At 37.0% G+C, this 24,716-nt stretch carries 26 protein-coding genes; 9 read left to right on the top strand and 17 right to left on the bottom strand.

All coding sequences use genetic code 11. The features are described 5' to 3' along the window. Positions 1–2: 2 nt before the first annotated feature. The 4 genes from FN756_RS12465 to FN756_RS12450 all read right to left on the bottom strand — a co-directional run bounded on the left by FN756_RS12465 (position 3) and on the right by FN756_RS12450 (position 5,458). Positions 3–1,271 (bottom strand): anthranilate synthase component I family protein, encoded by a 1,269-nt coding sequence (locus tag FN756_RS12465; RefSeq protein WP_142604444.1) that lies wholly within the window; start codon positions 1,269–1,271, stop codon positions 3–5. Between the two features lie 35 nt (positions 1,272–1,306). After that, positions 1,307–2,584 carry an adenylosuccinate synthase gene (locus FN756_RS12460; protein ID WP_142604443.1) on the bottom strand — a complete coding sequence of 426 codons (1,278 nt, stop codon included), beginning with the start codon at positions 2,582–2,584 and terminating at the stop codon, positions 1,307–1,309. A 64-nt stretch (positions 2,585–2,648) separates the two neighbouring features. Beyond that, complete coding sequence (locus FN756_RS12455; RefSeq protein ID WP_142604442.1) at positions 2,649–3,134, bottom strand: Fur family transcriptional regulator; 486 nt, start codon at positions 3,132–3,134, stop codon at positions 2,649–2,651. A 110-nt stretch (positions 3,135–3,244) separates the two neighbouring features. Beyond that, entirely contained in the window at positions 3,245–5,458 is a 2,214-nt protein-coding gene (locus tag FN756_RS12450) for a RelA/SpoT family protein (RefSeq protein WP_142604441.1), read from the bottom strand. Between the two features lie 214 nt (positions 5,459–5,672). Here FN756_RS12450 and FN756_RS12445 point away from each other — a divergent pair, with 214 nt between their 5' ends. From FN756_RS12445 to bshB1, 3 genes are read left to right on the top strand one after another with little or no spacing between them, the layout of a single operon-like run. Next, positions 5,673–6,335, top strand: a complete 663-nt coding sequence (locus FN756_RS12445) for a DUF4294 domain-containing protein (protein WP_142604440.1) — start codon at positions 5,673–5,675, stop codon at positions 6,333–6,335. Further along, positions 6,292–6,789: a glutathione peroxidase gene (locus FN756_RS12440; RefSeq protein WP_142604439.1), complete on the top strand. Its 498-nt coding sequence runs from the start codon at positions 6,292–6,294 to the stop codon at positions 6,787–6,789. The genes FN756_RS12445 and FN756_RS12440 overlap by 44 nt, the downstream gene beginning before the upstream one ends. A gap of 47 nt (positions 6,790–6,836) precedes the next feature. After that, positions 6,837–7,562, top strand: a complete 726-nt coding sequence (gene bshB1, locus FN756_RS12435) for a bacillithiol biosynthesis deacetylase BshB1 (protein WP_142604438.1) — start codon at positions 6,837–6,839, stop codon at positions 7,560–7,562. 88 nt (positions 7,563–7,650) lie between these two features. On the opposite strand, the gene lat is transcribed toward bshB1, so the two are convergent. The 3 genes from lat to FN756_RS12420 all read right to left on the bottom strand — a co-directional run bounded on the left by lat (position 7,651) and on the right by FN756_RS12420 (position 11,085). Further along, a complete protein-coding gene (lat, locus tag FN756_RS12430) occupies positions 7,651–8,982 on the bottom strand; it encodes an L-lysine 6-transaminase (RefSeq protein WP_142604437.1) in 1,332 nt (443 codons plus the stop codon). 67 nt (positions 8,983–9,049) lie between these two features. Next, positions 9,050–9,934 carry a 1-aminocyclopropane-1-carboxylate deaminase/D-cysteine desulfhydrase gene (locus FN756_RS12425; RefSeq protein WP_142604436.1) on the bottom strand — a complete coding sequence of 295 codons (885 nt, stop codon included), beginning with the start codon at positions 9,932–9,934 and terminating at the stop codon, positions 9,050–9,052. Positions 9,935–9,996: 62 nt separating this feature from the next. Further along, the gene (locus FN756_RS12420; RefSeq protein WP_142604435.1) at positions 9,997–11,085 is read right to left on the bottom strand and encodes a DUF6588 family protein; all 1,089 of its coding nucleotides are present in this window, start codon (positions 11,083–11,085) and stop codon (positions 9,997–9,999) included. 122 nt (positions 11,086–11,207) lie between these two features. Here FN756_RS12420 and FN756_RS12415 point away from each other — a divergent pair, with 122 nt between their 5' ends. Continuing rightward, entirely contained in the window at positions 11,208–12,260 is a 1,053-nt protein-coding gene (locus tag FN756_RS12415; RefSeq protein ID WP_142604434.1) for an RluA family pseudouridine synthase, read from the top strand. Positions 12,261–12,378: 118 nt separating this feature from the next. Further along, positions 12,379–13,224, top strand: a complete 846-nt coding sequence (locus FN756_RS12410; RefSeq protein WP_142604433.1) for an aminotransferase class IV — start codon at positions 12,379–12,381, stop codon at positions 13,222–13,224. Between the two features lie 36 nt (positions 13,225–13,260). Here FN756_RS12410 and FN756_RS12405 read toward each other — a convergent pair whose 3' ends face one another. From FN756_RS12405 to FN756_RS12395, 3 genes are all read right to left on the bottom strand, one after another. After that, a complete protein-coding gene (locus tag FN756_RS12405) occupies positions 13,261–13,596 on the bottom strand; it encodes a DUF1801 domain-containing protein (protein WP_221929058.1) in 336 nt (111 codons plus the stop codon). Between the two features lie 115 nt (positions 13,597–13,711). Then, positions 13,712–14,362, bottom strand: a complete 651-nt coding sequence (locus FN756_RS12400; protein WP_142604432.1) for a VOC family protein — start codon at positions 14,360–14,362, stop codon at positions 13,712–13,714. A 21-nt stretch (positions 14,363–14,383) separates the two neighbouring features. Continuing rightward, positions 14,384–15,004: an HPP family protein gene (locus FN756_RS12395; protein ID WP_142604431.1), complete on the bottom strand. Its 621-nt coding sequence runs from the start codon at positions 15,002–15,004 to the stop codon at positions 14,384–14,386. Between the two features lie 294 nt (positions 15,005–15,298). Between FN756_RS12395 and FN756_RS12390 the strand changes: the two genes are divergently transcribed. After that, complete coding sequence (locus FN756_RS12390; RefSeq protein ID WP_142604430.1) at positions 15,299–15,619, top strand: hypothetical protein; 321 nt, start codon at positions 15,299–15,301, stop codon at positions 15,617–15,619. A gap of 64 nt (positions 15,620–15,683) precedes the next feature. Here FN756_RS12390 and fmt read toward each other — a convergent pair whose 3' ends face one another. Both fmt and FN756_RS12380 read right to left on the bottom strand, forming a co-directional pair. Further along, the gene (gene fmt, locus FN756_RS12385; protein ID WP_142604429.1) at positions 15,684–16,616 is read right to left on the bottom strand and encodes a methionyl-tRNA formyltransferase; all 933 of its coding nucleotides are present in this window, start codon (positions 16,614–16,616) and stop codon (positions 15,684–15,686) included. Between the two features lie 132 nt (positions 16,617–16,748). Then, entirely contained in the window at positions 16,749–17,957 is a 1,209-nt protein-coding gene (locus FN756_RS12380; RefSeq protein ID WP_142604428.1) for an exo-beta-N-acetylmuramidase NamZ family protein, read from the bottom strand. Positions 17,958–18,196: 239 nt separating this feature from the next. Here FN756_RS12380 and FN756_RS12375 point away from each other — a divergent pair, with 239 nt between their 5' ends. Next, positions 18,197–19,414, top strand: coding sequence for an ABC transporter permease (locus FN756_RS12375; protein ID WP_142604427.1), 1,218 nt, complete (start codon positions 18,197–18,199; stop codon positions 19,412–19,414). Between the two features lie 78 nt (positions 19,415–19,492). After that, positions 19,493–19,711 carry a VF530 family protein gene (locus tag FN756_RS12370; RefSeq protein WP_142604426.1) on the top strand — a complete coding sequence of 73 codons (219 nt, stop codon included), beginning with the start codon at positions 19,493–19,495 and terminating at the stop codon, positions 19,709–19,711. 53 nt (positions 19,712–19,764) lie between these two features. On the opposite strand, the gene FN756_RS12365 is transcribed toward FN756_RS12370, so the two are convergent. Together FN756_RS12365 and FN756_RS12360 are read right to left on the bottom strand one after the other, a co-directional pair. After that, positions 19,765–20,604, bottom strand: coding sequence for a CvfB family protein (locus tag FN756_RS12365; RefSeq protein ID WP_142604425.1), 840 nt, complete (start codon positions 20,602–20,604; stop codon positions 19,765–19,767). A gap of 254 nt (positions 20,605–20,858) precedes the next feature. Next, entirely contained in the window at positions 20,859–22,577 is a 1,719-nt protein-coding gene (locus tag FN756_RS12360) for a sensor histidine kinase (RefSeq protein WP_246085472.1), read from the bottom strand. On the opposite strand from FN756_RS12360, the gene FN756_RS14655 reads away from it, so the two are divergent. Next, positions 22,531–22,710, top strand: a complete 180-nt coding sequence (locus FN756_RS14655; protein WP_246085473.1) for a hypothetical protein — start codon at positions 22,531–22,533, stop codon at positions 22,708–22,710. The two genes, FN756_RS12360 and FN756_RS14655, sit on opposite strands and share 47 nt — an antisense overlap. Positions 22,711–22,720: 10 nt before the next feature. Here FN756_RS14655 and mazG read toward each other — a convergent pair whose 3' ends face one another. The 3 genes from mazG to mnmD form a co-directional block, all read right to left on the bottom strand. Further along, the gene (mazG, locus tag FN756_RS12355; protein ID WP_142604423.1) at positions 22,721–23,518 is read right to left on the bottom strand and encodes a nucleoside triphosphate pyrophosphohydrolase; all 798 of its coding nucleotides are present in this window, start codon (positions 23,516–23,518) and stop codon (positions 22,721–22,723) included. A gap of 120 nt (positions 23,519–23,638) precedes the next feature. After that, complete coding sequence (locus tag FN756_RS14510) at positions 23,639–23,800, bottom strand: hypothetical protein (protein WP_185955275.1); 162 nt, start codon at positions 23,798–23,800, stop codon at positions 23,639–23,641. Between the two features lie 157 nt (positions 23,801–23,957). Further along, positions 23,958–24,662 carry a tRNA (5-methylaminomethyl-2-thiouridine)(34)-methyltransferase MnmD gene (mnmD, locus tag FN756_RS12350; protein WP_142604422.1) on the bottom strand — a complete coding sequence of 235 codons (705 nt, stop codon included), beginning with the start codon at positions 24,660–24,662 and terminating at the stop codon, positions 23,958–23,960. Positions 24,663–24,716: the final 54 nt, after the last annotated feature.

The following is a 24,716-nucleotide window of genomic DNA, read 5'->3' as shown; positions in this document are numbered from 1 at the left end:
TTCTATTGCAATGCTTCTGATATGGCTTTTGCCTTCAGTAAGCATTCATCGTATTCATTTTCTGCAATGGAGTTAAAGGTAATGGCGCCACCTACCTGATAGGAAAGATAATGATTAGCCGCATTGTACAATAAACTTCTTATTACTACATTAAAATCGAAATCGCCATTAGCAGTAATGTATCCGATTGCCCCGGAGTATATTCCTCTCATCGTTTCTTCGTACTGTTCAATAAGTTTCATGGCACTTATTTTGGGTGCACCCGTCATTGAACCCATTGGAAAAGTATCTTTTATGGCCTCGGTGAAATGTAAATTGGTTTTAAGATCAGCGGATATAGTGGAAATCATTTGATATACCTGGCTGAATCCATATATCCCAAAGAGCTCTTCAACTTTTACTGAGCCTGGTTCAGCACAACGCGTCAAATCATTGCGAACAAGGTCAACGATCATTACATTTTCTGCGCGCTCTTTAGGGTCGTTATAGAGGTGCTCCTTGATCTTTAAATCTTCAACAGGGTCTTTGCTTCTTCGAGAAGTTCCTTTGATGGGTTGCGAGATTAATCTGCTTCCATTCTTTCTTAAATACCGCTCCGGTGAAGCACAAAGTATGTATTGCTCATTTAATTTGAAAAACGAGGCAAAAGGAGTAGGAGAAATATTTGTTAGTCGTTGCCAGGTTTGCAGGGGATCAATTATACAGTTTTCAGCATAAAACTCCTGGCAAAGATTCATCTCATAAATATCGCCTCTGACAATATGCTCTTTTACTTTTTGAACTTTCTGTAGGTAATTTTCTCTACTAACTCTGGATTTAATATTAATCTTTCCAAAGTCTTTATGCTCCTCTGTTTGAAAATTATTAATCCGTTCAAGTAGTAGATCAAATCTTAATTCATCGTCATTAGAAATGATTTCTAGGTCAGTTCCTTTGAATTTTAAAATGATACGAGGTTTAAAAAAATAAAGCGCAGGGAAATGCAGATGATCTGGGTTTGCTGAATGTAAATCTTCTAGTTCATTTTTCAGATCGTAAGTTAAAAAGCCGAAAATATCGGCCTTTTCAACTGAATGGAAGGACTTAAGATCTTCAAATGCGTTACCAATACTCGTTTGGAGTGAAGCAATAGAGTCGATGGCAATGACGGTATCGTAAGAACCGTAAGGATCATTGTAGTTATTTGAATCGAGATAGCAACATACATTAAAAGAAGAAGCCCAATGAAGGGCTTTTCTTTTAAAATCAATTATGTTTTCGATGATAAACATCTTTTAATCTTTCTTGTAGCTAGTGCTCTTGAAGGTTATGATAAAATCAGGGTTTGAGTACGATCAGGTCCTACAGAAAGGTACTTAACAGGAACTTCCAATTCTTGCTCCAAGTATTTAATGTATTCCATCAGTTTTGCAGGAATTTGCTCAACCTTGGTGATTCCTGTCAAATCTTCGTGCCATCCATCCATCTCTTTTAAAACGGGTACAGCTTCAATGGTATTGATGTCATAAGGCATGTAGTCAATCTTTTCACCCATGTAATCGTAATGAGTACAAACATTGATCTTTTCGAAACCGCTTAACACATCTGCTTTTGTCATTACCAATTCAGTAACTCCGTTAAGCATGATCGCATATTTCAAAGCAGGTAAATCGATCCAGCCGGTACGACGCGCGCGTCCGGTTGTAGCGCCAAACTCATGTCCGATTTTGCGAAGTTCTTCACCTGTTTCATCGTTCAATTCAGTAGGGAATGGCCCTCCGCCTACACGTGTACAGTAAGCCTTGAAAATACCGATTACCGATCCAATTCTGTTAGGAGCGATTCCTAAACCGGTACAAGCACCGGCAGTAGTGGTATTAGATGAGGTTACGTACGGATAAGAACCAAAATCGATATCGAGTAATGTTCCTTGAGCACCTTCCGCCAGTACTTTTTTACCCGATTTAAGGTAACTGTTAACAAAGTGTTCGCTATCAACTTGTTTCAGTTGTTTTAATAGCTCAACAGCTTCAAAGAACTTTGCTTCACGTTCGGCAAGATCTGAATAATCAAATTTATACTGATCCAAGATTGCTAAATGTTGGTTTTTGATACGCTGGTATTTTTCGTTAAAATCAGCCAATTGAGTATCTCCAACACGTAAGCCTTTACGGCCAATTTTATCAGAATAAGTTGGTCCTATACCTTTTAAGGTTGATCCAATCTTTTTATCACCCATTACGCCTTCATAAGCTGCATCGAGCAATTGATGTGTAGGCAAAATAAGGTGAGCCTTTTTTGCAATCACAAGTTTTCCTGATTTAATAGGATCCGTACCGTTTTTGATCAAGTTATCGATCTCACGTTTTATAATAATCGGGTCGATCACTACACCATTACCGATTAGGTTCATGGTATTTTCATTAAAAATACCAGAAGGAATGGTATTCAATACATACTTGTTTCCATTGAACTCAAGTGTATGACCAGCATTAGGACCACCCTGAAAACGGGCAATAAGGTCGTATTCAGGACTTAGTACGTCAACGATTTTGCCTTTGCCTTCGTCGCCCCACTGCAAGCCCAACAACACATCTACCTGCATAATTTTTATTATTATTTAATTTGAAAAATCTATAAGTTCTTTAAAATGGTAGTTCCAATGGATACTACGCTTGTTTGGCAGCGAACGAATCGCATTGGCCATTTTCTTTCAGTCGAGTACAGGCTCCATACAGGTTAAGCGAGTGATGTTTGATCTCAAATTTGAGAAGGTCGCCCATCATACTTTGAATTTGTTGCACACGCGGATCACAGAATTCAACTACTTTGCCACAATCCATGCAAATAATATGATCATGTTGACGGTAGCCATATGATTTTTCAAATTGAGCCATGTTTTTCCCAAACTGATGTTTGGTTACTAAATCACATGATACCAATAGTTCTAACGTGTTATAAACTGTAGCACGGCTTACCCTGTACTTTTTATTTTTCATATGGATGTATAACGACTCCACATCAAAATGATCAGTCCGCGAGTAAATTTCTTCTAAGATTGCAAAACGTTCAGGAGTTTTCCGAAGGCTGTGTTTCTCCAGATATCCTTCAAAAATTTTACGAACGGTTTGCGTTGTTTCAGCAATTGATGCCATAATACTGTTTTGAAAAGAAGTTCAAAAATATTGTATTTATTGAACTTCTTTTAATTTTTATTATTAATAGTCTTTAAATCTTTAAGAATTAAAAAATAAGGTCTAATTTTTTATAATTGAACGGCGTCAAAACGAGTAGCGGTAAGCACTCCTCGAACTTCTTTAAGTCTGCGGATCAGGTTGTGTAAGTGGTCTGTGTCATTAACATATACCATCAACGATCCCTCAAAAATGCCATCATTACTATCAACCGTTATAGAGCGAATGTTTACTTTAAAGTCATTTGAAATTACTTTCGTAATATTATTGATAACCCCTACATCGTCAATTCCGGTAACCCGAACACCGGTTAAGAAGGCAATTTCGTTTTGATTAGTCCATTTGGCTTTAACGATTCGATACCCAAAGTTCGACATCAATTTTACGGCATTCGGACAATTGGTTCGGTGTATTTTAATGCCCTCACTCACGGTAACAAATCCAAAGACATCATCGCCAGGGATTGGATTGCAGCAAGGAGCCAGTTTGTAGTCAAGCTTTTGCATGTCATCACCGATCACAAGCATGTCGTCTGTTTTCTTTTTGATGCTCTTTACAAAGGCGTCAATCGTTTCGGTTTGGATCTTCTCAACGGATTTATTCTCAACACTTTTTTCTACTTCGAGGTATCGTTTAAGGTCGTTTTGGTCGAATTTTCCAATGGCAACGCGGTAATAAAGATCCTGAATACTTTGAATGCGAAATGCATTGGCAATTTTATGGAGTATGTCAGAGTTGAAAGGTATTTTCAACGACTTCATTTTGCGTTCTAAAATCTCTTTACCGTCGTCAGCTATTTTACGTTTTTCTTCTTTAAGAGATGATTTGATTTTTGATTTAGCTTTGGCCGTAACGACAATATTTAGCCAATCATCTTTAGGCGCTTGTTTGCTTGATGTTATAATTTCAATCTGATCTCCATTTTGAAGTTTATAACTTAAAGGCACCAGTTTATGGTTTACTTTGGCTCCTATACAACGACTTCCCACATCGGTATGGATCTCAAAGGCAAAATCAAGGGCTGTAGCACCATTCGGTAGTTTGAGTAATGAACCTTTAGGCGTAAAGGCAAATACTTCATCTGAGAAAAGATTCATCTTGAAGTCATCAAGAAAATCAAGAGCATTTGTTTCCGGGCTGCTTAATGTTTCGCGCACTTTTTTAATCCATTGATCAAGGCCGCTATCCCCGTCTGATTCTTTGTATTTCCAATGCGCCGCAAAACCTTTTTCGGCGATCTCGTTCATACGTTGCGTACGAATTTGAATTTCGACCCAACGACCTTTAGGCCCCATTACAGTTGTGTGTAATGATTCGTATCCATTGCTTTTCGGACTTGAAATCCAATCTTTTAGTCGGTCAGGGTTGGGGCGATAAAGATCTGTAACGATAGAATAGGCCTTCCAGCAATCAGCTTTTTCGTTTTCAGGAGGACTATCCAGAACGATACGTATGGCAAACAAATCATATACTTCTTCAAAAGGAATCCCCTTTGTGCGCATTTTATTCCAAATTGAATGGATAGATTTTGGCCGTCCGAGTACTTCAGCTTCCAGCCCTTGTTCGGCTAAGGCTTTTTGAATTGGGCCAATGAATTCACGAATGAATTTTTCACGCTCTACTTTACGTTCGCTTAATTTTTGGGCGATAAACTTATAAGTGGAGGTTTCAGTAAATTTCATTGCCAAATCCTCTAATTCCGATTTGATAGCGTATAAGCCCAATCGATGGGCTAGAGGGGCATAGAGGTAAACAGTTTCTGAAGATATTTTTAATTGCTTATCGCGTGGCATATGCTCCATGGTGCGCATGTTATGCAATCGATCAGCCAGCTTAATTAAAATAACCCTGACATCATCGGCCAGCGTAAGCAACATCTTTCTGAAATTTTCAGCCTGAATCGAACTTCTATGATCAAAAACGCCTGAAATTTTGGTAAGGCCATCAATTATATTAGCAGCTTTTTTCCCAAATTCACGTTCAATGTCATCCAGGGTGAGGTGAGTATCTTCAACAGTATCGTGCAGTAAAGCACAAACGATAGATGTGGTTCCTAAACCTATTTCTTCGGCACAGATTTGCGCTACAGCGATTGGATGATAAATATAGGGTTCTCCGGATTTTCTGCGCATATCTTTATGCGCCTCCAACGACATGTCAAATGCTTTACGAATAAAACGCTTATCACCTTTTTGGAGAGTAGGTTTACAAGCCCTGAGTAATGCCCTGTATCGTTTAATGATTTCTTTCTTCTCAGCTTCAAGGTCTATTACCAAATCCTTCATATTATCAATACAATTCCTGGTTATGCAACAGTTTAAAATGAAAATCGTTTATTAGTATTGTACGGTTTTCTTAACCGGGAACTAATAAGTAGTAGCGAGGTAAATTTATTGATTTTTTACGGCTTTGTAAATTTGATGTGCTTTTATATCTTATTTGTTTCTAAGTAATTGCCAAAAGTTACGATTGCTTGTACATTTGTATATATTTAAAAGAATGCGAAATTTGATTTTGATATTATTTTTATCGATAACGGCACCTGCGATAATCAAGGCTCAGGATAATGCTGTTATAGATAATGCCCCTAGAGGGAAGAATGATACGATTACGCTTCGAGCTACAATTATCAATGGTGATACTACGGTTTGGCTGCCCCAGGTATATGTTTTCGATAAATTTATTTTTAAGAACAATCATCAGCGTGAAAAATATGACCGATTAAAGCGAGATGTGCTTAAAGTTTTGCCTTATGCCAAATTCGCCGGTCTGCGTTATCGAAAATTGGAAACTGACTTGCTTATAGTGAAAACGGAAGAACAACGCAAGGTATTGGTAAAACAAGCTGAAGATGAGATTAAGAAGAACTTTGAGAAGGATATCAGAAACATGACGATTAGGCAAGGTGGAATTCTTATAAAGTTGCTTGATCGGGAAACCGGCCGAACAGGGTATGTGTTACTCAAAGAACTTCGAAATGGATTTACCGCATTTTGTTGGCAATCAGTAGCCAGAATTTTTGGTAACAATTTAAAAGACCATTATGATCCGGAGGAGGACAAAGCCATAGAAAGCATTATTCAGTCAGTAGGAGATCCAAATTATTCACAAGCTTACTATGAGTATTATAAATATCTACAGTCACAAGGTAGAGCAAATTAATGGTGAAGAAATAAGCCTTGAAAGGTTTAAAGGTAAAGTGTTATTAATAGTGAATACAGCCTCCGAATGTGGTTATACTCCTCAATTGCAAGACCTTGAACAGCTTCGGAATGAATTTATGGGACAGGATTTTGAAGTTTTAGGTTTTCCTTCTAATGACTTTGGGACCCAAGAGCCCAGAAATGGTGAAGAAATTATCGATTTTTGTAAAGATAACTACGGTGTTACTTTTCCTATTTTTGGGAAAATACACGTTAAAGGAGAAAAGGCTCACCCGCTTTACAAATACCTTTCTCGCAAAAGTGAAAACGGTAAACTAAATTCCATTCCATTATGGAACTTTCACAAGTATTTAATAGACAAGGAAGGTAATGTGGTAGATTATTTTTTAACCATAACAAAACCGATGAGTTCAAAAATAAGGAACAAAATCAAACAACTATTGGAAAAATAAACATCTTTCATTATCTCCTGAAAAATTATATCTCAAAATAAATTTTAATGAAATTAGATATACTCGTATTTGCATCACATCCCGACGATGCCGAATTAAGTTGTTCGGGAACCATTGCACAGCATGTTAAACTAGGCAAAAAAGTAGGTGTTGTTGATTTAACCAGAGGTGAACTGGGCACTCGCGGAACTCCTGAAACGCGTGATGCAGAAGCCAAAGTTTCTTCCAAAATTTTAGGATTATCTGCCCGAGAAAATTTAGGCTTTGCGGATGGTTTTTTTGAAAATGACAAAGTACACCGTCTTGAAATTGTAAAGATGATACGCAAATATCAGCCGGAAATTGTATTGGCTAATGCTTTAGAAGATCGTCATCCTGATCACGGTCGTGGTGGAAAATTGGTAAGTGATGCGATCTTTCTATCAGGATTGAGAAAAGTAGAAACTCGGCTTGAAAACCAAACACAAGAGCCTTGGCGACCGAAAACGGTTTTTCATTACATGCAAGATCGATTATTTATTCCTGACTTAGTAGTTGGGTTTGGCCAAGCGGAAATGGATATTAAAATAGCTTCGATTAAAGCATTCAAAACTCAGTTCTATGATCCCAATGATCAATCGGGTGAACCGCAAACTTATATTTCAACCCCGGAGTTTTTTGAATCAATAACAGGTCGGGCTCGGGAATTGGGAAAATCAATTGGTGCTGAATATGGAGAAGCTTATGCTAGTGAAAAAATTATCGGAGTAAGTGATTTAAGCATATTGACTTAAAATCAATGGTGGGCTGGACTAGTATTAGGAATTTGAAAATAGTTTAGACAGGATGGGCCTTCGATCATCCTTTTTAATGACTTTTTACTTAAAGTGTAGGAAGAATTTTCTCCATCACAGCTAAGCCTTCGTCAATGTGTATTTGCTCAATCATCAAAGCCGGGCGGAAACGAATGCTTTTCTCTCCGCAGCCTAAAAACATTACGCCTTCTTCCATGCCTTTTTGTATGAATTTATTGCGTATTTCGGCAGTAGGAAGGTCGAAAGCGTTCATTAATCCTCGACCACGAACGTTACTTACTTTGTCGGTTTTCTCTGAGATAGAGAATAATTTTTCATGAAGGTAATTTCCAACGATGGTGGAATTATCCAATAAATGATCTTCATTAATGATCTGAAGTACTTTTGAAGAACGTATCATGTCCACTAAATTACCACCCCATGTTGAGTTAATACGTGAAGGAACATGAAATACATTTGTTTCGATTTCATCTATCTTGTTGCCGGCTAAAATACCGCAAACCTGCATTTTCTTGCCAAAAGCAATAATGTCAGGACGAGCTTTTTCACCGAAATGCTGATGAGCCCAAAATTTACCCGTTAAACCTACGCCGGTTTGTACTTCATCATAAATCAATAATGCCTCATTTTCATCGCAGAGTTTCCGCAATTGTGCTAAGAATTCAGCCCTAAAATGATTGTCGCCTCCTTCTGATTGAATTGGCTCTGTAATAATAGCACAAATATCATCAGGGCTATTGATAAACGCTTGTTTAATTTGATTGATGGCTAATTCTTCTCTCTGAAGCAAAGCTTGATGTTTATCCTCACTGAATGGAAAACTCATTTTAGGATTTACGATCCTAGGCCAATCAAATTTAGCGAACCACTTAGTTTTGTCGATTGCGGTATTCGTTAAACTCAATGTATAACCCGACCGGCCATGAAAGGATTGCTCAAAGTGAATTACTTTAAAACCTTTTTCCTGGCGATGTCCTTTCGCAAAATTCTTTTGAACTTTCCAGTCCATTGCAGTTTTCAATGCATTTTCAACGGCCAGTGCACCTCCGGCAATAAAAAAAGCATGATGCAAATAATCAGGAATGCCGATTTGCGCAAATGTTTCAACAAATTGAGCGTATTGTTGGGTATAGATATCAGAATTGGATGGATTGGTTAATGCAGCCAATAAAAGATTTTTTTTAAAAGCTTCATCGTTCACCATTTTGGGATGGTTATAACCTAAGGGAACAGATGCAAAGCAGGTGAAAAAATCAAGTAATCGACGGTTGTATTTTGAATCATAAATATAAGTTCCTTGACTTTTTTCCATATCGAAAATAAGGTCGTATCCGTCGGCTAAAATATGCTTACTCAACGACTCCTGAACATTTTGAGGGGCAATGTTAAGATTGTACATATAAGTGGGTTTTCTCAAATCTATGTAAAATGAAAAAGAGACCCAAGTATATTATCAAGTATATTATTTAGCGTTGATTCAAACCTAAGAATCCGATCAAACCTCCGGTATGAATGGTTAAAATTTTAGCTCCCGATTTAAAATAGTCATGCTCTATAAGATCAAAAACAGCCCGCATCATTTTGCCGGTATACACATGATCGAGCAGCAAACCCGATGCATTGAAGTTTTTGAGCCATTCCAGATATTCAGCGTTAACTTTAGCATAACCGCCTTCATGGTAGTTGGTGTGTAATTTAAAGCGCGGATCAGAACCTATTAGTTTTCGGATATCATTTTCCAGAAAATCAGCTCCTTTTAATACTGCAATGCCTTCCACTAAAGTTTTTAATTTTTTAGTATGAACGGATTGAGTAATGCCGGCCATGGTGGCTCCGGTGCCGCAGGCAAGAAAGATATGGTCGAATGTCTCTCCTAATTCTTCAACTAATTCTCCGCAACCGGGCATGGCAAGTGTTGAAGAACCACCTTCAGGAATAAAATAGGCCTGATCATCATTGCCGAAAATCGCTTCAAAAATTTCTTCTTTCCTCCTGTATTCCTCGCGATCAACGTACTGTAAGTCCATGCCGAATTGTTCACAAAGAAACAGCGTGTTGTTCAGCCTGTCGTGTTTTTCTCCTCTCACAATTCCGGTGGTTTTAAAGCCAAATTTGGCTCCGGCGCAGGCCGTGGCAAGCAAATGGTTAGAAAAAGCCCCACCAAAGGTTACAATGTGATTTTTATCGAGACTACGCGCATCAGCTAGGATGTATTTAAGTTTTCTCCATTTGTTACCCGAAATAAAAGGATGAATTAAATCATCGCGTTTAATGAAAACATGCACTTTTTTTTTCTCAAAAAGTTCATGTTTAATTTCTTCAACCGGGCTATGAATTGGAAAATAAAGCATGGATAAAAATAAGAAAGCCTCTTCCAATGGAAAGGCTTTCTGAAAAGAAAATTATTTAATGACTATTTCCAATCAAAGTTAAATCCGATACCTGTATTAACTGTTGGATATTTCGATAAGGTTCCATCTGCATGCAAAGTAAAGAATGCTAGTTTTAATCGGAAACCGGCAGTTGCTTTTACTCCGTCAATATCGTGATTGCTAAATACAACCGGATTATTTACGATTTCGTAATACGCTTGCGTTGGAACAGGGCCCACAAAGGTAGCTGAAGTGGTAACAGGGTATTTGCCATACAAGCCTACGTCTGATTTGGTACTTTCATAACCAAGCCCTCCATAAACCGTTAGTACTGAAATTTTCTTCGAAATAAGGGCATTGGCTGTAAAACCATGCATTTTAACTTGTAAATGTTGGTTAGCAGTAGCAGCATCAAAGGCTTCTGATTTCGGTTGGCTACCTGCATCAGGCGTTAAATTAAATGGAAGACTGTAGTTTAAATTAGTGAATCCGGCCATTACACTCATGTCAAAAGGGAGCATTTTAATACCTGGTATCCACTGTTTAATGTTATGTTTTAGGGCCAAGCCAAACATATCAACGGTTCCTGCATCTGAACCTAAATTTACTTTGGGAATCAATCTTAGGGAAACATCCGTTCCTTTAATCAACCCCACGGTTACCTGAGCCATTGGAGTGGGCACATAATGAAAACCTATTCCTTGCGGAAGATTAAAGCTTTGAAGTTCCTTGCCATTATCATCCGTGATAAACATTTTAGGGCCATCTTCGCTATTTCCGGCAAAAGTAGGGGAGATAGATTTGGTATTATCGGCCAGTTTAATGTTGTTAAACGTTAAGCCTAGTTTATTTACATCGAATGCGCGATCATTGCTTGGTACATAACCAAAGCTTGGGTTAACAGTAATGTCAAAACGAAATAAGCCATGGGTTTTGGCCGTTTGAAACCAACCGTTGTTTAAACCAATACCGAAACCTTTAAAAAAAGGACTAAGGTATGCTTGCGCTAGTTTTGATGCATCATCTTGAGCCTTAACAATATTTACAATTTCTTGTTGAGCTTGCGATACTCCGAAACTGCCGCATACGATTAATAAGGAAAAGAGAATTTTAGTGTAATTTTTTTTCATAAGACTGTTTTTTTGCGAATATAAAGAGGTTGAATAATATGATGGTTAGTAAATTATTAACATTTCAAGGTTAAAGCAAATCATTCTTCTTCATTACCTTGTATACGGTTATCTTTGCGCCGATGTTAGCATACGAAGATAATAACGAAGAAGAATTTAATGAGCCAGAGGGTACAGGCGATTTGTTTGAGCATTTTCGAATAGTGGTTGATAAAGGTCAATCGCCCTTACGAATCGATAGGTTTCTGATGCAGCGCATGCAAAATGCTACGCGTAACCGTATTCAGAATGCTATTGAAGCGGATAATGTGTTGGTGAATGAGAAAACCATCAAGGCCAGTTATAAAGTTAAGCCTTTGGATGTAATTTCCATCGTATTGCCGCACCCTCCTCGTGATACTGAAGTTTATCCTGAAAATATTCCGTTAGATATTGTTTTTGAAGACGATGATGTGTTGATCGTGAATAAAGCTCCGGGAATGGTTGTTCATCCAGGATTCAATAATTATACAGGCACTTTAGTAAATGCATTGGTGTATCATTTCCAGCAGCTGCCAACTATGCCTGGAAACGATGGCCGACCGGGTTTGGTGCACCGAATTGACAAGGATACTTCGGGGCTATTGGTTATTTCAAAGAATGAACGCTCAATGAGTTGGTTGGCTCGTCAGTTTTTTGATCATACAATAGCTCGTAAATATGTTGCTCTAGTTTGGGGTGATCTTACAGAAGATGGAACTGTAACCGGTTACATCGGACGCAGCTTAAAAGATCGTCGTGTACAGGATGTTTTTGATTCTGAAGAACGTGGAAAATGGTCGGTTACCCATTATAAAGTATTGGAACGCTTAGGTTATGTAACCTTAATTGAGTGTGAGCTAGAAACGGGCAGAACGCATCAAATTCGGGCGCATATGCAACATATTGGCCATCCGCTGTTTAACGATGCAACGTATGGGGGAGATAAAATTTTGAAGGGAACTGTATTTAATAAATACAAACAGTTCGTTGATAATTGCTTTGAACTGCTGCCTCGTCAAGCCCTGCACGCTAAAAGCTTAGGATTTATACATCCTACAAATCGTGAATTTATTCATTTCGAAAAAGATCTTCCTGATGATTTTCAACGTGCTTTGGATAAATGGAGACATTATTTAAAACATGAAATTGAATAGGGAGTTCAGTGTCAGGCTGAGCTTTGTCGAAGTGTTAATGGTTTCGACTCCGGTCAAACTGACCAAAAAAATAAAAAAAGTACTAATTAGTTCTCGATTCTTCACCATTTAACGAATAATGCACAATCATTTTATAAATTTTAACGGACAAATTATACCTGAACAGGAACCCGTATTAACTTCTTCAAACCGCGCCTTTCGTTATGGTGATGGTTTATTCGAATCGGTTCGTATGTCTTCCGGAGAGCTCAAGTTTCTTGATTTGCATGCAGAACGATTACAGACAGGGATGAAAACTTTGCGAATGAGTAATTATCACCAGTTTACGGCTGAGTTTGTAATTGAGCAAGTGCATCAACTCGCTAAAAGCAATAAAATATTCGATCATGCTCGTATCCGTGTATCTGTTTTTCGTGAAGGAGCAGGTTTGTATACGCCTGTAACGAACGAGGCCGGCTTTTTAATTGAGATGCATAAACTGGAAGAGGGGCCTTATGAATTAAACAGAAAGGGTTTGATTATCGATGTTTTCAAGGATGTCAAGAAAAATTGCAGTACCCTTTCTTGGATAAAAAGCAGTAATAGCCTTCTTTACGTATTAGCTGCGATCTATAAAAATGAAATCAAAGCGGACGAGTGCCTTTTAATGAACGATGAAGGCTATTTGGTGGAAGGAACCTCCTCTAATTTGTTTTTAGTTAAGAACGGTGAACTCTATACTCCGGCTCTAACGGAAGGCTGCGTCGCTGGTGTAATGCGTAATGTGATTTTTAAGATGGCTCAGCATACCAGTTTAAAGATACATGAAGTGAAAATTAAACCGGAAGCACTGTTCGATGCTGATGAAATTTTTATGACCAATGCCACTCGCGGTATTCAATGGGTGGTAGGTTACCATGAAAAACGTTATTTCAATGATTTTTCAAAAATGCTGGTAGCCATGTTGAATAGGTTTGTGTTGTAATTTTTGATGGAGCAAAATAATTAAAACCTTTTTTAGCTAGGCTTGATAATGACTTTTAATGTGGTTTACTGATGATGTAATCATTTCTTTTAGTACCTCAATATTAATGTCTTCAAGGTTTTTTAGGTAGATACAGCCTTTGCCTGTTTTATGCTTTCCCAATTGCTGCAATAATTCTACTTTCTTTTCAAATATGGGAGAAAGGTATAAAGTTAACGCATCTTTTCGGGGTGAAAATCCGATCAGCGGAGCGTCTCCTTCGTGTCCGCTGTTGTATTTATAATGATAATTTCCAAAGCCAACAATGCTGGAACCCCACATTTTTGGTTCAAGCTGAGTTTGATTTTTTATAATTTCAATAGTCGAAAGCAATCATTGCGTTTTATTTCATTCGAAACCGTATTAATAAAGTCGGGAACACTGTTCAATGTTTGGATGGTTTTATTTTTTGCCATAATCTTATCTGCGAAATATATAAATAAAATCATTAATAACGTTTTATCTGTCCGTTCTGGAATTCCAGGTTAATATCTCCACTTATTTTGAAGTTCGATGTATTGGCAAAATCATTTGTAGGGAACCAGCCTTTTTTGTTTTGATCAATAATAATAAATAACCCCTGTTCATCACCAACTGCACAGAATTTGTCAAAATTCCCGTCATAAATGCTCAATTCTTTAATTGCTTTGATCGCCAAATAGGTTTCTTCTATATTTTGAACTGATAGCCCTATTTCGCTAATTCCTAAAAAATGAGTTTGATTGAAGGGCTCATTCATTTCGGTTTTTAAATTTTTTCTGGCTATTAACTCTACAATATTCTTATCCGAATCATAAAAATACATGGCTTTAGCATTCCAACTTTTAAAATCGATAAGATCATGACCGTTATCCGCCAAAATTTTTACACGTTGTTTTAACCATTTTAAAGCCTCTTCATCTTTGTTTGCCGGTATATTGATTGCAAAATGATAAGGAGTAGCCGAACTGTTTTCGAGTAACATTAGGATAGTGTGACCAATTTTAAATTCAGCCGAAGTTTCAGTTTTAGCCATTAAAGACAGACCAAGAAGATGTTGATAGAATTCTATCTGTTCTTTAAGCCGACCTGTATAAATGGTGAGCTGTTGTATGATCATTTTTTTAAAAAAACTAGGTGCTCATTTAATACTGTTTGGGCTGCGCACTGTTCTTCTTCTCGTGATTATCCGTTTAAGCGAATTGGTGAACCGCTTGTTTGTTGGGTATTTTCTGTGAGAAGTCATGTTGTTGAAAATCAAAGCAACCGTCAGAAGAATTAAGCAGCCTGTTAAAACGGGTGATAAAACATATATATAACCCAAAGCTTTAATTTTTTCTGAACCGGTAACAGCAATCAATGCAGTAGCGCCACCCGGAGGGTGCATGGTTTTGGTAATTTGCATGGCTACAATCGAAACGGCCACAGCAGTAGATGCCGTTAACCATATAATATCGGGCAGAATATGACACACCGTAACCCCAACCAATGCAGAAACGAAATGTCCGCCAATTAAATTACGGGGTTGAGCCAGCGGACTTTGAATTGCACCATACACTAACACGCTCGATGCGCCAAATGAACCGATTAGAAAAACATTTTCGAGTTTAGCTAATGAAAGACTTTGGATAAATGCAATTATGCCGATGCCGATAAAAGCGCCAATAAATGACCAAATATGTTCTCTGTAATCAACTAAGGTTTCTTTGTAAATGATGTATCTTGAAACTCTTAATCCACGTTTAATTCTTTTTCTAACCATTAGCTATTTATCTATTCCAAATATACCCTATTGCCCAAATCTGAATACTATTTTTAATCACATTATGAGCACAAACCTAATCAAATAAGCTGCAAAAGTGTCGGGAACTTGAAGCACTGTTTTGTGAAAGGTTTTACTCAAATTGTTTAGAAAAAAAATGAGGAAGGTTTAATTTATTTCCTAGAAAATAAGGTATCTGAAAGTAAATCAGGAGGATGCTTTTTTTGCTTTTATTGGCTTGATTTTCGATCTTAAGTAATAATTAGTCTCACACTCTTAAAGATGACCATCGATATGAAAAAAATTAAATCTTTTCTTTTGTTGCTAAGTTTTGCAATGCTCTTTTTCTCATGCAACAATAACAATGATATTCCAGGATACACACAAGGCGTAATTCGATTTACCAGCCCGACGGGTTCGGATCCCAATAACGGCTGTGGTTATGTTATTGATATCAATGGAGCCACTTATTCTCCCGTTAGTCTTGATTCAAAATATCAGGTTAATAACATGGTTGTGTATGTTCAATATCAAACAACCGGGCAACGTGTTACATGCAAAGACGCTCCAAACGGTTTGGAGCAAATTTCAATTCAGAATATAAGGAGCAAATAATTAGGTTAAAGGTTTTAGGATCTAGGTTGAAGTTTCAAACCTAAAACCTAAAACCTTATTATTACTACAGTCGATATCCTCTAAGAAACTCTTCTACACTCATTCGTTTCTTGCCCTGTAACTGGAGGTCCAATACATTAATAAATCCGTTTTGGGTGGCAAATTTCAGGTATTTTTTTCCATCCGATAGAAAAGAACCGGGGCTTTGTGTATGAGAATTAATTTCTTTTTCTGTTTTGAATAATTTCAGAGTCAATCCATTTAGTTCAGTAAAAGCGGTAGGGTAGGGACTCAGTCCTCGAATATGATTAAAGATTGTTTCAGTAGGTTGGTTCCAGTTGATTTTACAGTCATCTTTGAAAATCTTTGGAGCATGGCGAAGATCAGTGCCATTAAGTCCCAAATTGGCGATAACTTGCTCTTGAGGAACTGCATGAACTTCATTGTTTTGGATCGCTTGCACTGTTTTAAGTACTAAATCAGCTCCAATTAGCATCAAACGATCGTGTATGCTTCCTGCTGAATCCTCATCGTTTATTTCTGTTTTGGCATTGAAAATAATGTTTCCGGTGTCAATGTCATGTTGAAGGAAAAAAGTAGAAACTCCGGTTTCTTTTTCGCCATTGATCACCGCCCAGTTAATTGGAGCGGCGCCACGATACTGCGGTAATAATGAGCCGTGCAGGTTAAAAGTTCCCAATGCAGGCATGTTCCAAACTACTTCCGGTAACATCCGAAAAGCAACAACGATGAATAAATCAGCATCTAAGCTTTTTAGCTCGGAGAGAAATTCCGGATTCTTTAACTTTTCAGGTTGAAGCACCTTTAAGTTATGTTCAACGGCATATTTCTTCACTGCCGATTGTGATAGTTGCTGCCCCCGGCCAGCCGGTTTATCGGGTGCTGTTATTACGCCTGCTATTTCATAGCCATTTTCTACAAGTATATTAAGAGAAGCCACCGCAAAATCAGGCGTGCCCATGAAGATTATTTTCATACTAAGGTTTGCATGTTAAAAATGTGCGACAAATTTAGAAGAAAGTAAGTAGACTAACTTCACAAGAAGATAAATTTAAATGCTACCACAGCGCATTTGATCAAATAGTCTTTTTTAGTTTAAAAGCTGATCTTAGTAATCACGATATAGCAAATAGCGCGTTCTCATCTTCTTGAAATTACTCAAACCCGGTTCCCAACTAGCTCGTATTTCCGACTCGGATTTTCCTGCAATAAGCTGTTTGCGCAACTGATCGCTGCCGGCCAGTTTATCAAAGAATAAGGTAGGAAGAAAGAACTTTTCTTTATCAGGATATATTTTGTACATGTTTAAGAGCCATTTTAAATTCAATTTGCGTTGTTTTTTGAAAAAGTAAGTATCAAAGTTACGAAGATCAACACCGTGACATTCCTGATTTTCATGAGGCGGGTTTTTACTCATTCCCTGAATGCTTACAGGAGTAAAACTGAACGGTTGGTCTTTCAGTGCCGGAGCACCTATCGCTTGAAATGGAAAGCTGGTGCCGCGTGCTAAACTTATTTCTGTTCCTTCAAAAAGGCAAATGGAAGGATATAATAAAACAGCCTGGTTGTTAGGTAAATTAGGCGAGGGTTTAATGGGTAAAATATAGGTTTTAGAATGATCCCAGTTTTTCATACTAATTACACTCAGCTTGCATTGAATGCCATCCTTTAACCATTTTTCACCATTGATCATTTGAGCATATTCGCCAATGGTCAGGCCATGAACAATCGGAACCGGGTGCATTCCAACAAATGATTTGAATTTAGGATCGAGAATGGGTCCGTCAACATAAAATCCATTCGGATTAGGCCGGTCAAATACCATAACATCTACGTTGTTTTCAGCACAAGCCTCCATTAAATAATGTAAAGTGCTGATGTATGTATAAAACCGGACTCCTACATCCTGTATGTCAAAGATAACTATATCCACACCTTTTAAATCTTCAGGGTAAGGTTTATAATGTTTGCCATATAAAGAAACTATAGGAAGATGGGTTTTAGCATCCACTGAATTATCCACTTTTTCTCCGGCATCAGCATCGCCGCGAAATCCATGTTCAGGAGCGAACACTGTTTTGATGTTTATTCCTAAATGCAGCAGGCTGTCCACCAAATGTATGTTGCCAATCATAGAAGTTTGATTTACCACAATGGCTATAGTTTTGCCTTTGAGCTTTGGCAGGTATTCATTAGTTTGTGCAGCACCTACAACTACAGGAGGCATTCCTTTAGATAAAGGGATCGTTAATTGCGCACGACTTATATGAATGCCAATAGTGAAAAAGGTAATTATGCTAATAAGGAGCTTGTTCATTGTTAGTCAATAGTTAATTCGTAGTGTCAGTTAAACTACCTTCAGCCAATAATATACATACAAACTAAACTATTTTTTTTCTGAAAATAATTTGTTTTTTTTAACCGTCAAGAAACCCGTCAGGTACTTTTAATGCATGTTGCTGAATTTCATTTTATGAGGGTTTTACATTATCTTTTAAATCTTTAGCAACTATATCATCTTGCTTCCTATTTTTACAGGATAAAACATACCTAATATTGAACATCGAATTATTCATCGCCAAACGAATTTCTTCAGGAGCTCAGCGCAGCTTTTCAAAAATGATTGTCGCCATTGCCATTACTGGTATTGCTCTCGGATTGGCGGTGATGATCACCTCTTTCGCCATTGTTACTGGTTTTAAAGCGGAGATACGTGACAAAATCATTGGTTTTTCCGGGGCTATACAAGTGGTGAAATATGATTTGAATACATCGCTGGAAAATACCGCTGTAACGCTCAAACCGCAGGCCTATCGTTTATTAAAGAACAATCCTGATATTAAGCATATTCAGGCGTTTGCAACTAAAACAGGGATAATATCTGCTAATGGTGATATAGAAGGGGTTGTATTAAAAGGAGTAGGGACTGATTTTGATTGGCGTTTTTTTAGGAATAAAATGGTTGCCGGCAATGTTTTAAAGCTTAATTCTGATAGTTCGCTTAATGAGGTATTGATATCAAAATATACGGCCGGTAAGCTTAAGTTGAAATTGAATGATCAGGTGCTGATGTATTTCATCCAAGAGCCCTTACGTATGCGTAAGTTTCGAATTGCCGGAATTTTTGATTTAGGAATTGAAGAACTTGATAAAATGTTTGTAATTGGCGATATAAAAACCATACAACGCTTGAACAATTGGAATGCGAATGAAGTAGGAGGCTATGAGTTATCGTTGAAAAGTTATGATAAGCTCGATACGATATCAAATTTTGTATTTAATAACATCGGAGATAATCTTACGGCTTACTCCGCTCCTGAACGATATCCGGCTATTTTTGATTGGTTATCGTTACTTGATATGAACGCTGAAGTAATTTTGGTGCTGATGCTGATAGTAGCTGGTATCAATATGATTTCGGCCTTACTCATATTGATTCTTGAAAGAACAAATATGATTGGCATATTAAAAGCTCTGGGAGCAACAAGTCTTAGTGTTCGAAGAATATTTTTATACAACGGGACCTATTTAATTCTTAGGGGTATGGTGATTGGAAATATCTTAGGTTTAGGTTTTTGCTTTCTTCAAGATAAATTCAAAATCATTACACTTGATCAGCAATCCTATTACATGAAATTTGTCCCGATCGAGATTTCTTTTTTTACCATCTTATTGCTTAACATCGGGACTTTAATTGTGTGTTTGCTAATGTTGATAGTGCCATCAATGTTGGTGGCCCGCATTACTCCTATAAAAGCAATTCGCTTTAAGTAGTTTTAGTTCTTTTCAAAAGGAGAAGTGTATTGTCGAACTTTATCCCAAACAATTTACACAGATTTAAAAATACTAAGTATGGCAGAGCAAGCGAATAATCCATTGCATGGAAAAACCCTTGAAATGATTGTGACTCATTTGGTTGAATACTATGGCTGGGAGGAATTAGGCCACAAAATAAATATCGATTGCTTTAATAATAATCCCAGTATCAAATCGAGCTTAACGTTTTTGAGACGAACACCTTGGGCGCGTAAAAAAGTGGAAGATTTATATATCTATATCAATAAACGGTAGTTGACCTACAGAGTCAGGAACCCTTGCTTCTGCTCAGTAGGTCAACACTTTAATTATTCAGATTTAGGAATTAATCTAATTTCTTCATCGTCAATTTCAATCAGACGCTCTTTATACAAACCGCCGATTGATTTTTTAAAGGCCTTCTTGCTGATTTTAAGTTGTTTGTATATTTCATCAGGCGAACTTTTATCCCCCAGATTAAGTTTACCCTGATTCTTTTCGAGTTTTTCTAAAAGAATGGTCTTCAAATCTAAGATATGACTAAATCCAATACGCTGAAGGCTTAAATCAATTTTATTATCCTCTCTGATTTGTTTGATAAATCCTTTTTTTACGTCACCAGGTTGCAAAGGTTCAAACAGTTCATTGTGATATAATAAGCCTATGTACTTGTTATTGATAATGGCATTGTAACCAAGATCAGTTTCTTCGGTTATTAATAATTGTACTTCATCGCCTTGATTAACGTCAAAATCAGAAACTTGAAGAAAACCTCCAATTTTGGAAGATGCTACAATTCTACCGCTAAGCTCATCTAAATATAGATAAACAATATATTGTTCATCAATTTCCATTGGCACTCTTTGCTCCATGTAGGGTACAAAAATATCTTTGGCAATTCCCAGATCCAAGAATGCCCCATGCTCATTTGCATCAATAACCGTTAAATATGCGAACTGACCAACATAAGCTAAAGGTTTTTGAGTTGTAGCAATTGGCTTGTTTTCATTATCCAGGTATACAAAAACACTTAAGCTATCGCCTACTTGCAAACCATCAGGAACATGAATATAAGGTAATAGCACTTCGTCTATTCCATCGCTTAGATAAAGTCCTGCATTGGTCTTATTTATAAATGTGAGTTCGTTTTCTTTTCCGATTTCTATCATGCTGGTAAGTATAAGTATATGAGGCGTAGGAGGGAAAGTTTTAATACGCTGTTGCAAAGATAGCACTTTACCTTCCAAAGCTTCCTAAAGGAAACTGAAAGATTGTGCGAAGAAGAATTTTAAACTGCCAATATTTTTAGATCAGTTACAGATTCTCGCTGCATAATTCGACTGCTTCAATAGGATTTATTCTTCCTCCTGAAGCCGTTCTGTAATTGTCACAAGAACTTTAACATCTATTTTATTAAAATAGTTTAGGCATGAACTTGTGAATCATGCTTAATTGACAACATACTAGCTTCTGGAAGTGTAAAATAAAAGCGGCTACCTTGTAACCTGCTGCTATCCGCCCAAATTTTGCCATTATTCTTTTCCACAAAATCTTTGCAGAATAATAATCCAAGTCCGGTTCCTTGTTCATTGTGCGTTCCTGGAGTGGAAAAGGTTTTGGCACTAAAAAGGTTGCTTAAGGTTTCAGGGCGCATTCCGGTTCCCGAGTCTTCAATGCAGATTTCTACAAAATTGTCTTTAGGAGTCGCATAAATGGTAATAGTATCGCCTTGGTTACTAAACTTTATTGCATTGTTGATCAGGTTGCGAAAAATGAGTTTGATCATTTCTTTGTCGGCGAAAACATATATACTCGGCTCGATTTTACACTTAAATGCAATGTTTTTTTCTTTGGCTCCTGGTAAAAGGAGTTCCATCTCTGTTTTAGCAAGAACAAGAAGGTTTAGTGTCCTAGCCTCGGTTAACTCTCCGTTCATTTGGGTTTTAGACCAAGATAATAGATTGTCTAAAATACCGGAAGTTTGTTTTACGCATTCAGCTAGCTCGGGCAAAAGTACGCTCAATTCCTGTTTGCTTAGCATCCCTTTTAACGTCATATTTAAAGCAGTGTGGAGCTGATTAAATGGCGTTCGTAAATCGTGAGAAATAATGGTGAAAATACGGTCTTTCAATTGATTTAGGTCGGAAAGCTGTTCTGATTGGTTCTTTAATTGAATAGCATCATTTTTTAGCTCGGTAATGTCTCTGAAAATTAAAACTACTCCACTATAAATGGTATTTTTTTTAAATAATGAGGTAACCGCAATATCAAAATAAGAAGTTCGGCTATTGGTTCTTATCTGAATTTCCACATTACCGTTGATACGTTTCTGAACAGTTTCCAGTAATTGGTTTTGTGTTTTAAAAAGCTCAGCTAGTGTAATACCGATGATGGTAGATGATGCAGAATGCGATAAAAAGTGAAGGATGTTTTTGTTATAATCTATCACACGGTCTTGGTGGTCAAGTATTAGGAACCCATCATGCATGGAATTGATAACTTTTTCTCTGCCAATCGGAATTAAATCGAATAATCGATATTGCATCAGACCTAGGCTGATCAATAGTCCCGTAATAATAAAAGCAAAAGGAGTTAAGTCAATATGTTCTAACGGACGAATGCCTAACATATAAAATAAATTAAACATCCAGGGAATAAGCGCTCCTAATAAAATACTGCTGTTTTGCTTCTTATAAATTGTATCCGCCTGTTTAAACGTACGAATCAATAAATAACCGCCCAAAGCAAGCAAGATATAAAAGTAAACTGTAAAAATTCGATACCAAATGCCAAACTCAATGCTCAGGAGCGGAAAATCATGCATAGTATCAATGCCAACTAAGGTATAATGTAGGTGATGCAAAGAGTTGGTCCAAACCATGCCTATTGTTATAATCGGAATTAAATAAATAAGCGCTATGATGGTCTTATTTAACCAATTCTCTTTTCCTATAAAATGAATGATAAAAATAATCCAGGTTGCAGGTAGCAAGGCAATTCCAATGTACTCAAAGTTTATCCAAAAGAGCATATCAGGCAGAGTGCGGCAACTTAGTTCAAAGCTATATGTAATTGCCCATATTGCAATAAGAAGCATGAGTAGCGAAAACCATCTTACCACACTGCCTAATTTTTTAAAAATTAAGCGAGCGATAAATAAAGTGAATAAGCCTGATATTAATAAAACTATAGAATATCCATTAAATATCAATTCCATTTGGGATAACTGTCAATTTGTAAGTAGATGGGCGAAAGTAGGGGCTTTTAATGGTTAAATAAAAAATGTTATAAGGATTTTGCTTCATTCCAGAAAATATCCATTTCAGCCAATGTCATATCTTTCAAGTTCTTGCCTATTTCTTTAGACTTTTGCTCCAGGTATTGAAAACGTTTGATGAATTTTTTATTGGTTTTTTCCAGCGCATCTTCAGCATTGATATCCAAAAAACGGCCGTAATTAATTAATGAAAACAGTAAATCCCCGAATTCACCTTCTGCTTTTTCTTTATCAATCGGTTTGTCTTCATTGAATTCCTGGCGAAATTCAGCCATTTCTTCTTCTACCTTTTCCCAAACCTGTTGTTTTTCTTCCCAATCAAATCCAACCCCACGTGCTTTTTCTTGTATGCGGGATGCCTTGACTAAGGCAGGCAATGAAACAGGAACTCCTTCCAAAACGGATTTATTTCCCTCTTTTAATTTGAGTTGTTCCCAATTGCGCTTCACCTCTTCTTCATTATGAACAATAACATCACCATAAATGTGAGGGTGACGGTTGATCAACTTATCACAAATGCCGTTTAATACATCGGTAATATCAAAATCATTCGTTTCTGAAGCGATTTTTGAATAGAAAACAAGATGAAGCATGATATCGCCGATTTCTTTTTTGATTTCTTGCATATCCTTCTCCAGAATGGAATCAGAAAGTTCGTAAGTTTCTTCTATGGTCAAATGGCGTAAGGTTTCCATTGTTTGTTTCATGTCCCACGGGCAATTTGCACGCAGATCATCCATAATGGTTAATAAACGTTGGAAAGCTTCTTGGGGCAGATTTGCAGATTCTTTACGATTGTCGAGCATAAAAAATGAATGAGAGATGAATGAATATTAATTACAAAACTAAACTATTCTGCCATTCATTTCATAAAAGTATTCAATGATAGTGCCCGGCAATATTGAACGATAGCTAAATGTTGAAGACTACTCTTCAGGATTTGCAATGCGAATGCGACCACCTGAATTTTGATTTTCAATGCCTTTTCCGCGAGGGTAGTACTTGCCGTTCATAAATACTAAATCAAGTTCGATAATTAAGTTTGGGGCTAAGGTGTGGTGATTTTCTTCGAATTGTATGTTTTCCATAATTAATAGTTCTTTAAATGCCGTGACATAATATCACTAATTTACATTTATTGAAATTAATTCAAAAAAAATATTAAAAGTATGTGATTTTAGCAAAATTAAATATTGATCTGTTTGTATTTTGCAATCAATGAAGGGGTGATGAAACTAGATAGGTTTAAATCTCATTAGCCTTCAAAATTGCTCTTAACATTTCTCGTTTCCCTGCAGCGCCTTTGGGTTTTTCGATAGTGAATCCGAGTGTAACTAAAATTCTTTTTAAATTTCCTGTAATGCTATAGGTTACAAACATGCCTCCGGGTTTTAAGAATTTTACTACGTGTGAAATGGTTTCTGTATTCCACATTTCAGGTTGAGTGGTGGGAGCAAAGGCGTCGTAATAAATAATGTCAAATAGTGGAGAAGATGGTGTCTCTAATACTGGTTTTCTCTCCATGGAAAGGGAAATCAAAGGATTTATTTGAATGCTGGTATCGCCTTTAATCAATTGATCATAATTATCGATATAGCTTTTCCAGAGATTTTTGTTTTTTAAGCACTCCTCATAGCCACTTTCTGCAATTATTTTTGAAGGAACAGGAAAAGCTTCTATACCCTTATAATTGAGCTTAATTTCTTCCTGTATACAAAACTCAGCGGTAACCAAGAAGTTCAAGCCTGTGCCAAACCCAATTTCAATGATTGAAACCTCTGTTTTGGAATCAATTGATAGTAAATGTTTTAATCCGGTATCTAGGAAAACGTGTTTTGCTTCCTGATGAGCACCATTTACGGAGTGATAGGTTTGTTTATACACTTGGTGGTAAAGGGTGTTGCTACCGTCGGCGGTAGGTAATAATTGTACAGGACTAAATTTGCTCATCTTCTCTAATAGTTTGTAAAACTACATTATTTCAGCCGGAAGATTCGAGCTTAA

This window comes from Solitalea koreensis (assembly GCF_900182575.1).
Taxonomy (GTDB): Bacteria; Bacteroidota; Bacteroidia; order Sphingobacteriales; family Sphingobacteriaceae; genus Solitalea; species Solitalea koreensis.
This window is presented reverse-complemented; position numbering and strand designations above follow the sequence as displayed.

What these genes read in the sequence shown, in the direction of transcription:
- FN756_RS12420 (WP_142604435.1), bottom strand. Translation starts at nt 11,085, where the DNA reads ATGAAAAAAAATTACACTAAAATTCTCTTTTCCTTATTAATCGTATGC.
- FN756_RS12460 (WP_142604443.1), bottom strand. Translation starts at nt 2,584, where the DNA reads ATGCAGGTAGATGTGTTGTTGGGCTTGCAGTGGGGCGACGAAGGCAAA.
- FN756_RS14510 (WP_185955275.1), bottom strand. Translation starts at nt 23,800, where the DNA reads ATGGAAAACATACAATTCGAAGAAAATCACCACACCTTAGCCCCAAAC.
- FN756_RS12370 (WP_142604426.1), top strand. Translation starts at nt 19,493, where the DNA reads ATGGCAGAGCAAGCGAATAATCCATTGCATGGAAAAACCCTTGAAATG.
- FN756_RS12410 (WP_142604433.1), top strand. Translation starts at nt 12,379, where the DNA reads ATGCACAATCATTTTATAAATTTTAACGGACAAATTATACCTGAACAG.
- fmt (WP_142604429.1), bottom strand. Translation starts at nt 16,616, where the DNA reads ATGAAAATAATCTTCATGGGCACGCCTGATTTTGCGGTGGCTTCTCTT.
- mazG (WP_142604423.1), bottom strand. Translation starts at nt 23,518, where the DNA reads ATGCTCGACAATCGTAAAGAATCTGCAAATCTGCCCCAAGAAGCTTTC.
- FN756_RS12365 (WP_142604425.1), bottom strand. Translation starts at nt 20,604, where the DNA reads ATGATAGAAATCGGAAAAGAAAACGAACTCACATTTATAAATAAGACC.
- FN756_RS12440 (WP_142604439.1), top strand. Translation starts at nt 6,292, where the DNA reads ATGAGTATTATAAATATCTACAGTCACAAGGTAGAGCAAATTAATGGT.
- FN756_RS12395 (WP_142604431.1), bottom strand. Translation starts at nt 15,004, where the DNA reads ATGGTTAGAAAAAGAATTAAACGTGGATTAAGAGTTTCAAGATACATC.
- FN756_RS14655 (WP_246085473.1), top strand. Translation starts at nt 22,531, where the DNA reads ATGAGTAGCGAAAACCATCTTACCACACTGCCTAATTTTTTAAAAATT.
- FN756_RS12380 (WP_142604428.1), bottom strand. Translation starts at nt 17,957, where the DNA reads ATGAACAAGCTCCTTATTAGCATAATTACCTTTTTCACTATTGGCATT.
- FN756_RS12425 (WP_142604436.1), bottom strand. Translation starts at nt 9,934, where the DNA reads ATGCTTTATTTTCCAATTCATAGCCCGGTTGAAGAAATTAAACATGAA.
- lat (WP_142604437.1), bottom strand. Translation starts at nt 8,982, where the DNA reads ATGTACAATCTTAACATTGCCCCTCAAAATGTTCAGGAGTCGTTGAGT.
- bshB1 (WP_142604438.1), top strand. Translation starts at nt 6,837, where the DNA reads ATGAAATTAGATATACTCGTATTTGCATCACATCCCGACGATGCCGAA.
- FN756_RS12450 (WP_142604441.1), bottom strand. Translation starts at nt 5,458, where the DNA reads ATGAAGGATTTGGTAATAGACCTTGAAGCTGAGAAGAAAGAAATCATT.
- mnmD (WP_142604422.1), bottom strand. Translation starts at nt 24,662, where the DNA reads ATGAGCAAATTTAGTCCTGTACAATTATTACCTACCGCCGACGGTAGC.
- FN756_RS12455 (WP_142604442.1), bottom strand. Translation starts at nt 3,134, where the DNA reads ATGGCATCAATTGCTGAAACAACGCAAACCGTTCGTAAAATTTTTGAA.
- FN756_RS12400 (WP_142604432.1), bottom strand. Translation starts at nt 14,362, where the DNA reads ATGATCATACAACAGCTCACCATTTATACAGGTCGGCTTAAAGAACAG.
- FN756_RS12465 (WP_142604444.1), bottom strand. Translation starts at nt 1,271, where the DNA reads ATGTTTATCATCGAAAACATAATTGATTTTAAAAGAAAAGCCCTTCAT.
- FN756_RS12445 (WP_142604440.1), top strand. Translation starts at nt 5,673, where the DNA reads ATGCGAAATTTGATTTTGATATTATTTTTATCGATAACGGCACCTGCG.
- FN756_RS12415 (WP_142604434.1), top strand. Translation starts at nt 11,208, where the DNA reads ATGTTAGCATACGAAGATAATAACGAAGAAGAATTTAATGAGCCAGAG.
- FN756_RS12390 (WP_142604430.1), top strand. Translation starts at nt 15,299, where the DNA reads ATGAAAAAAATTAAATCTTTTCTTTTGTTGCTAAGTTTTGCAATGCTC.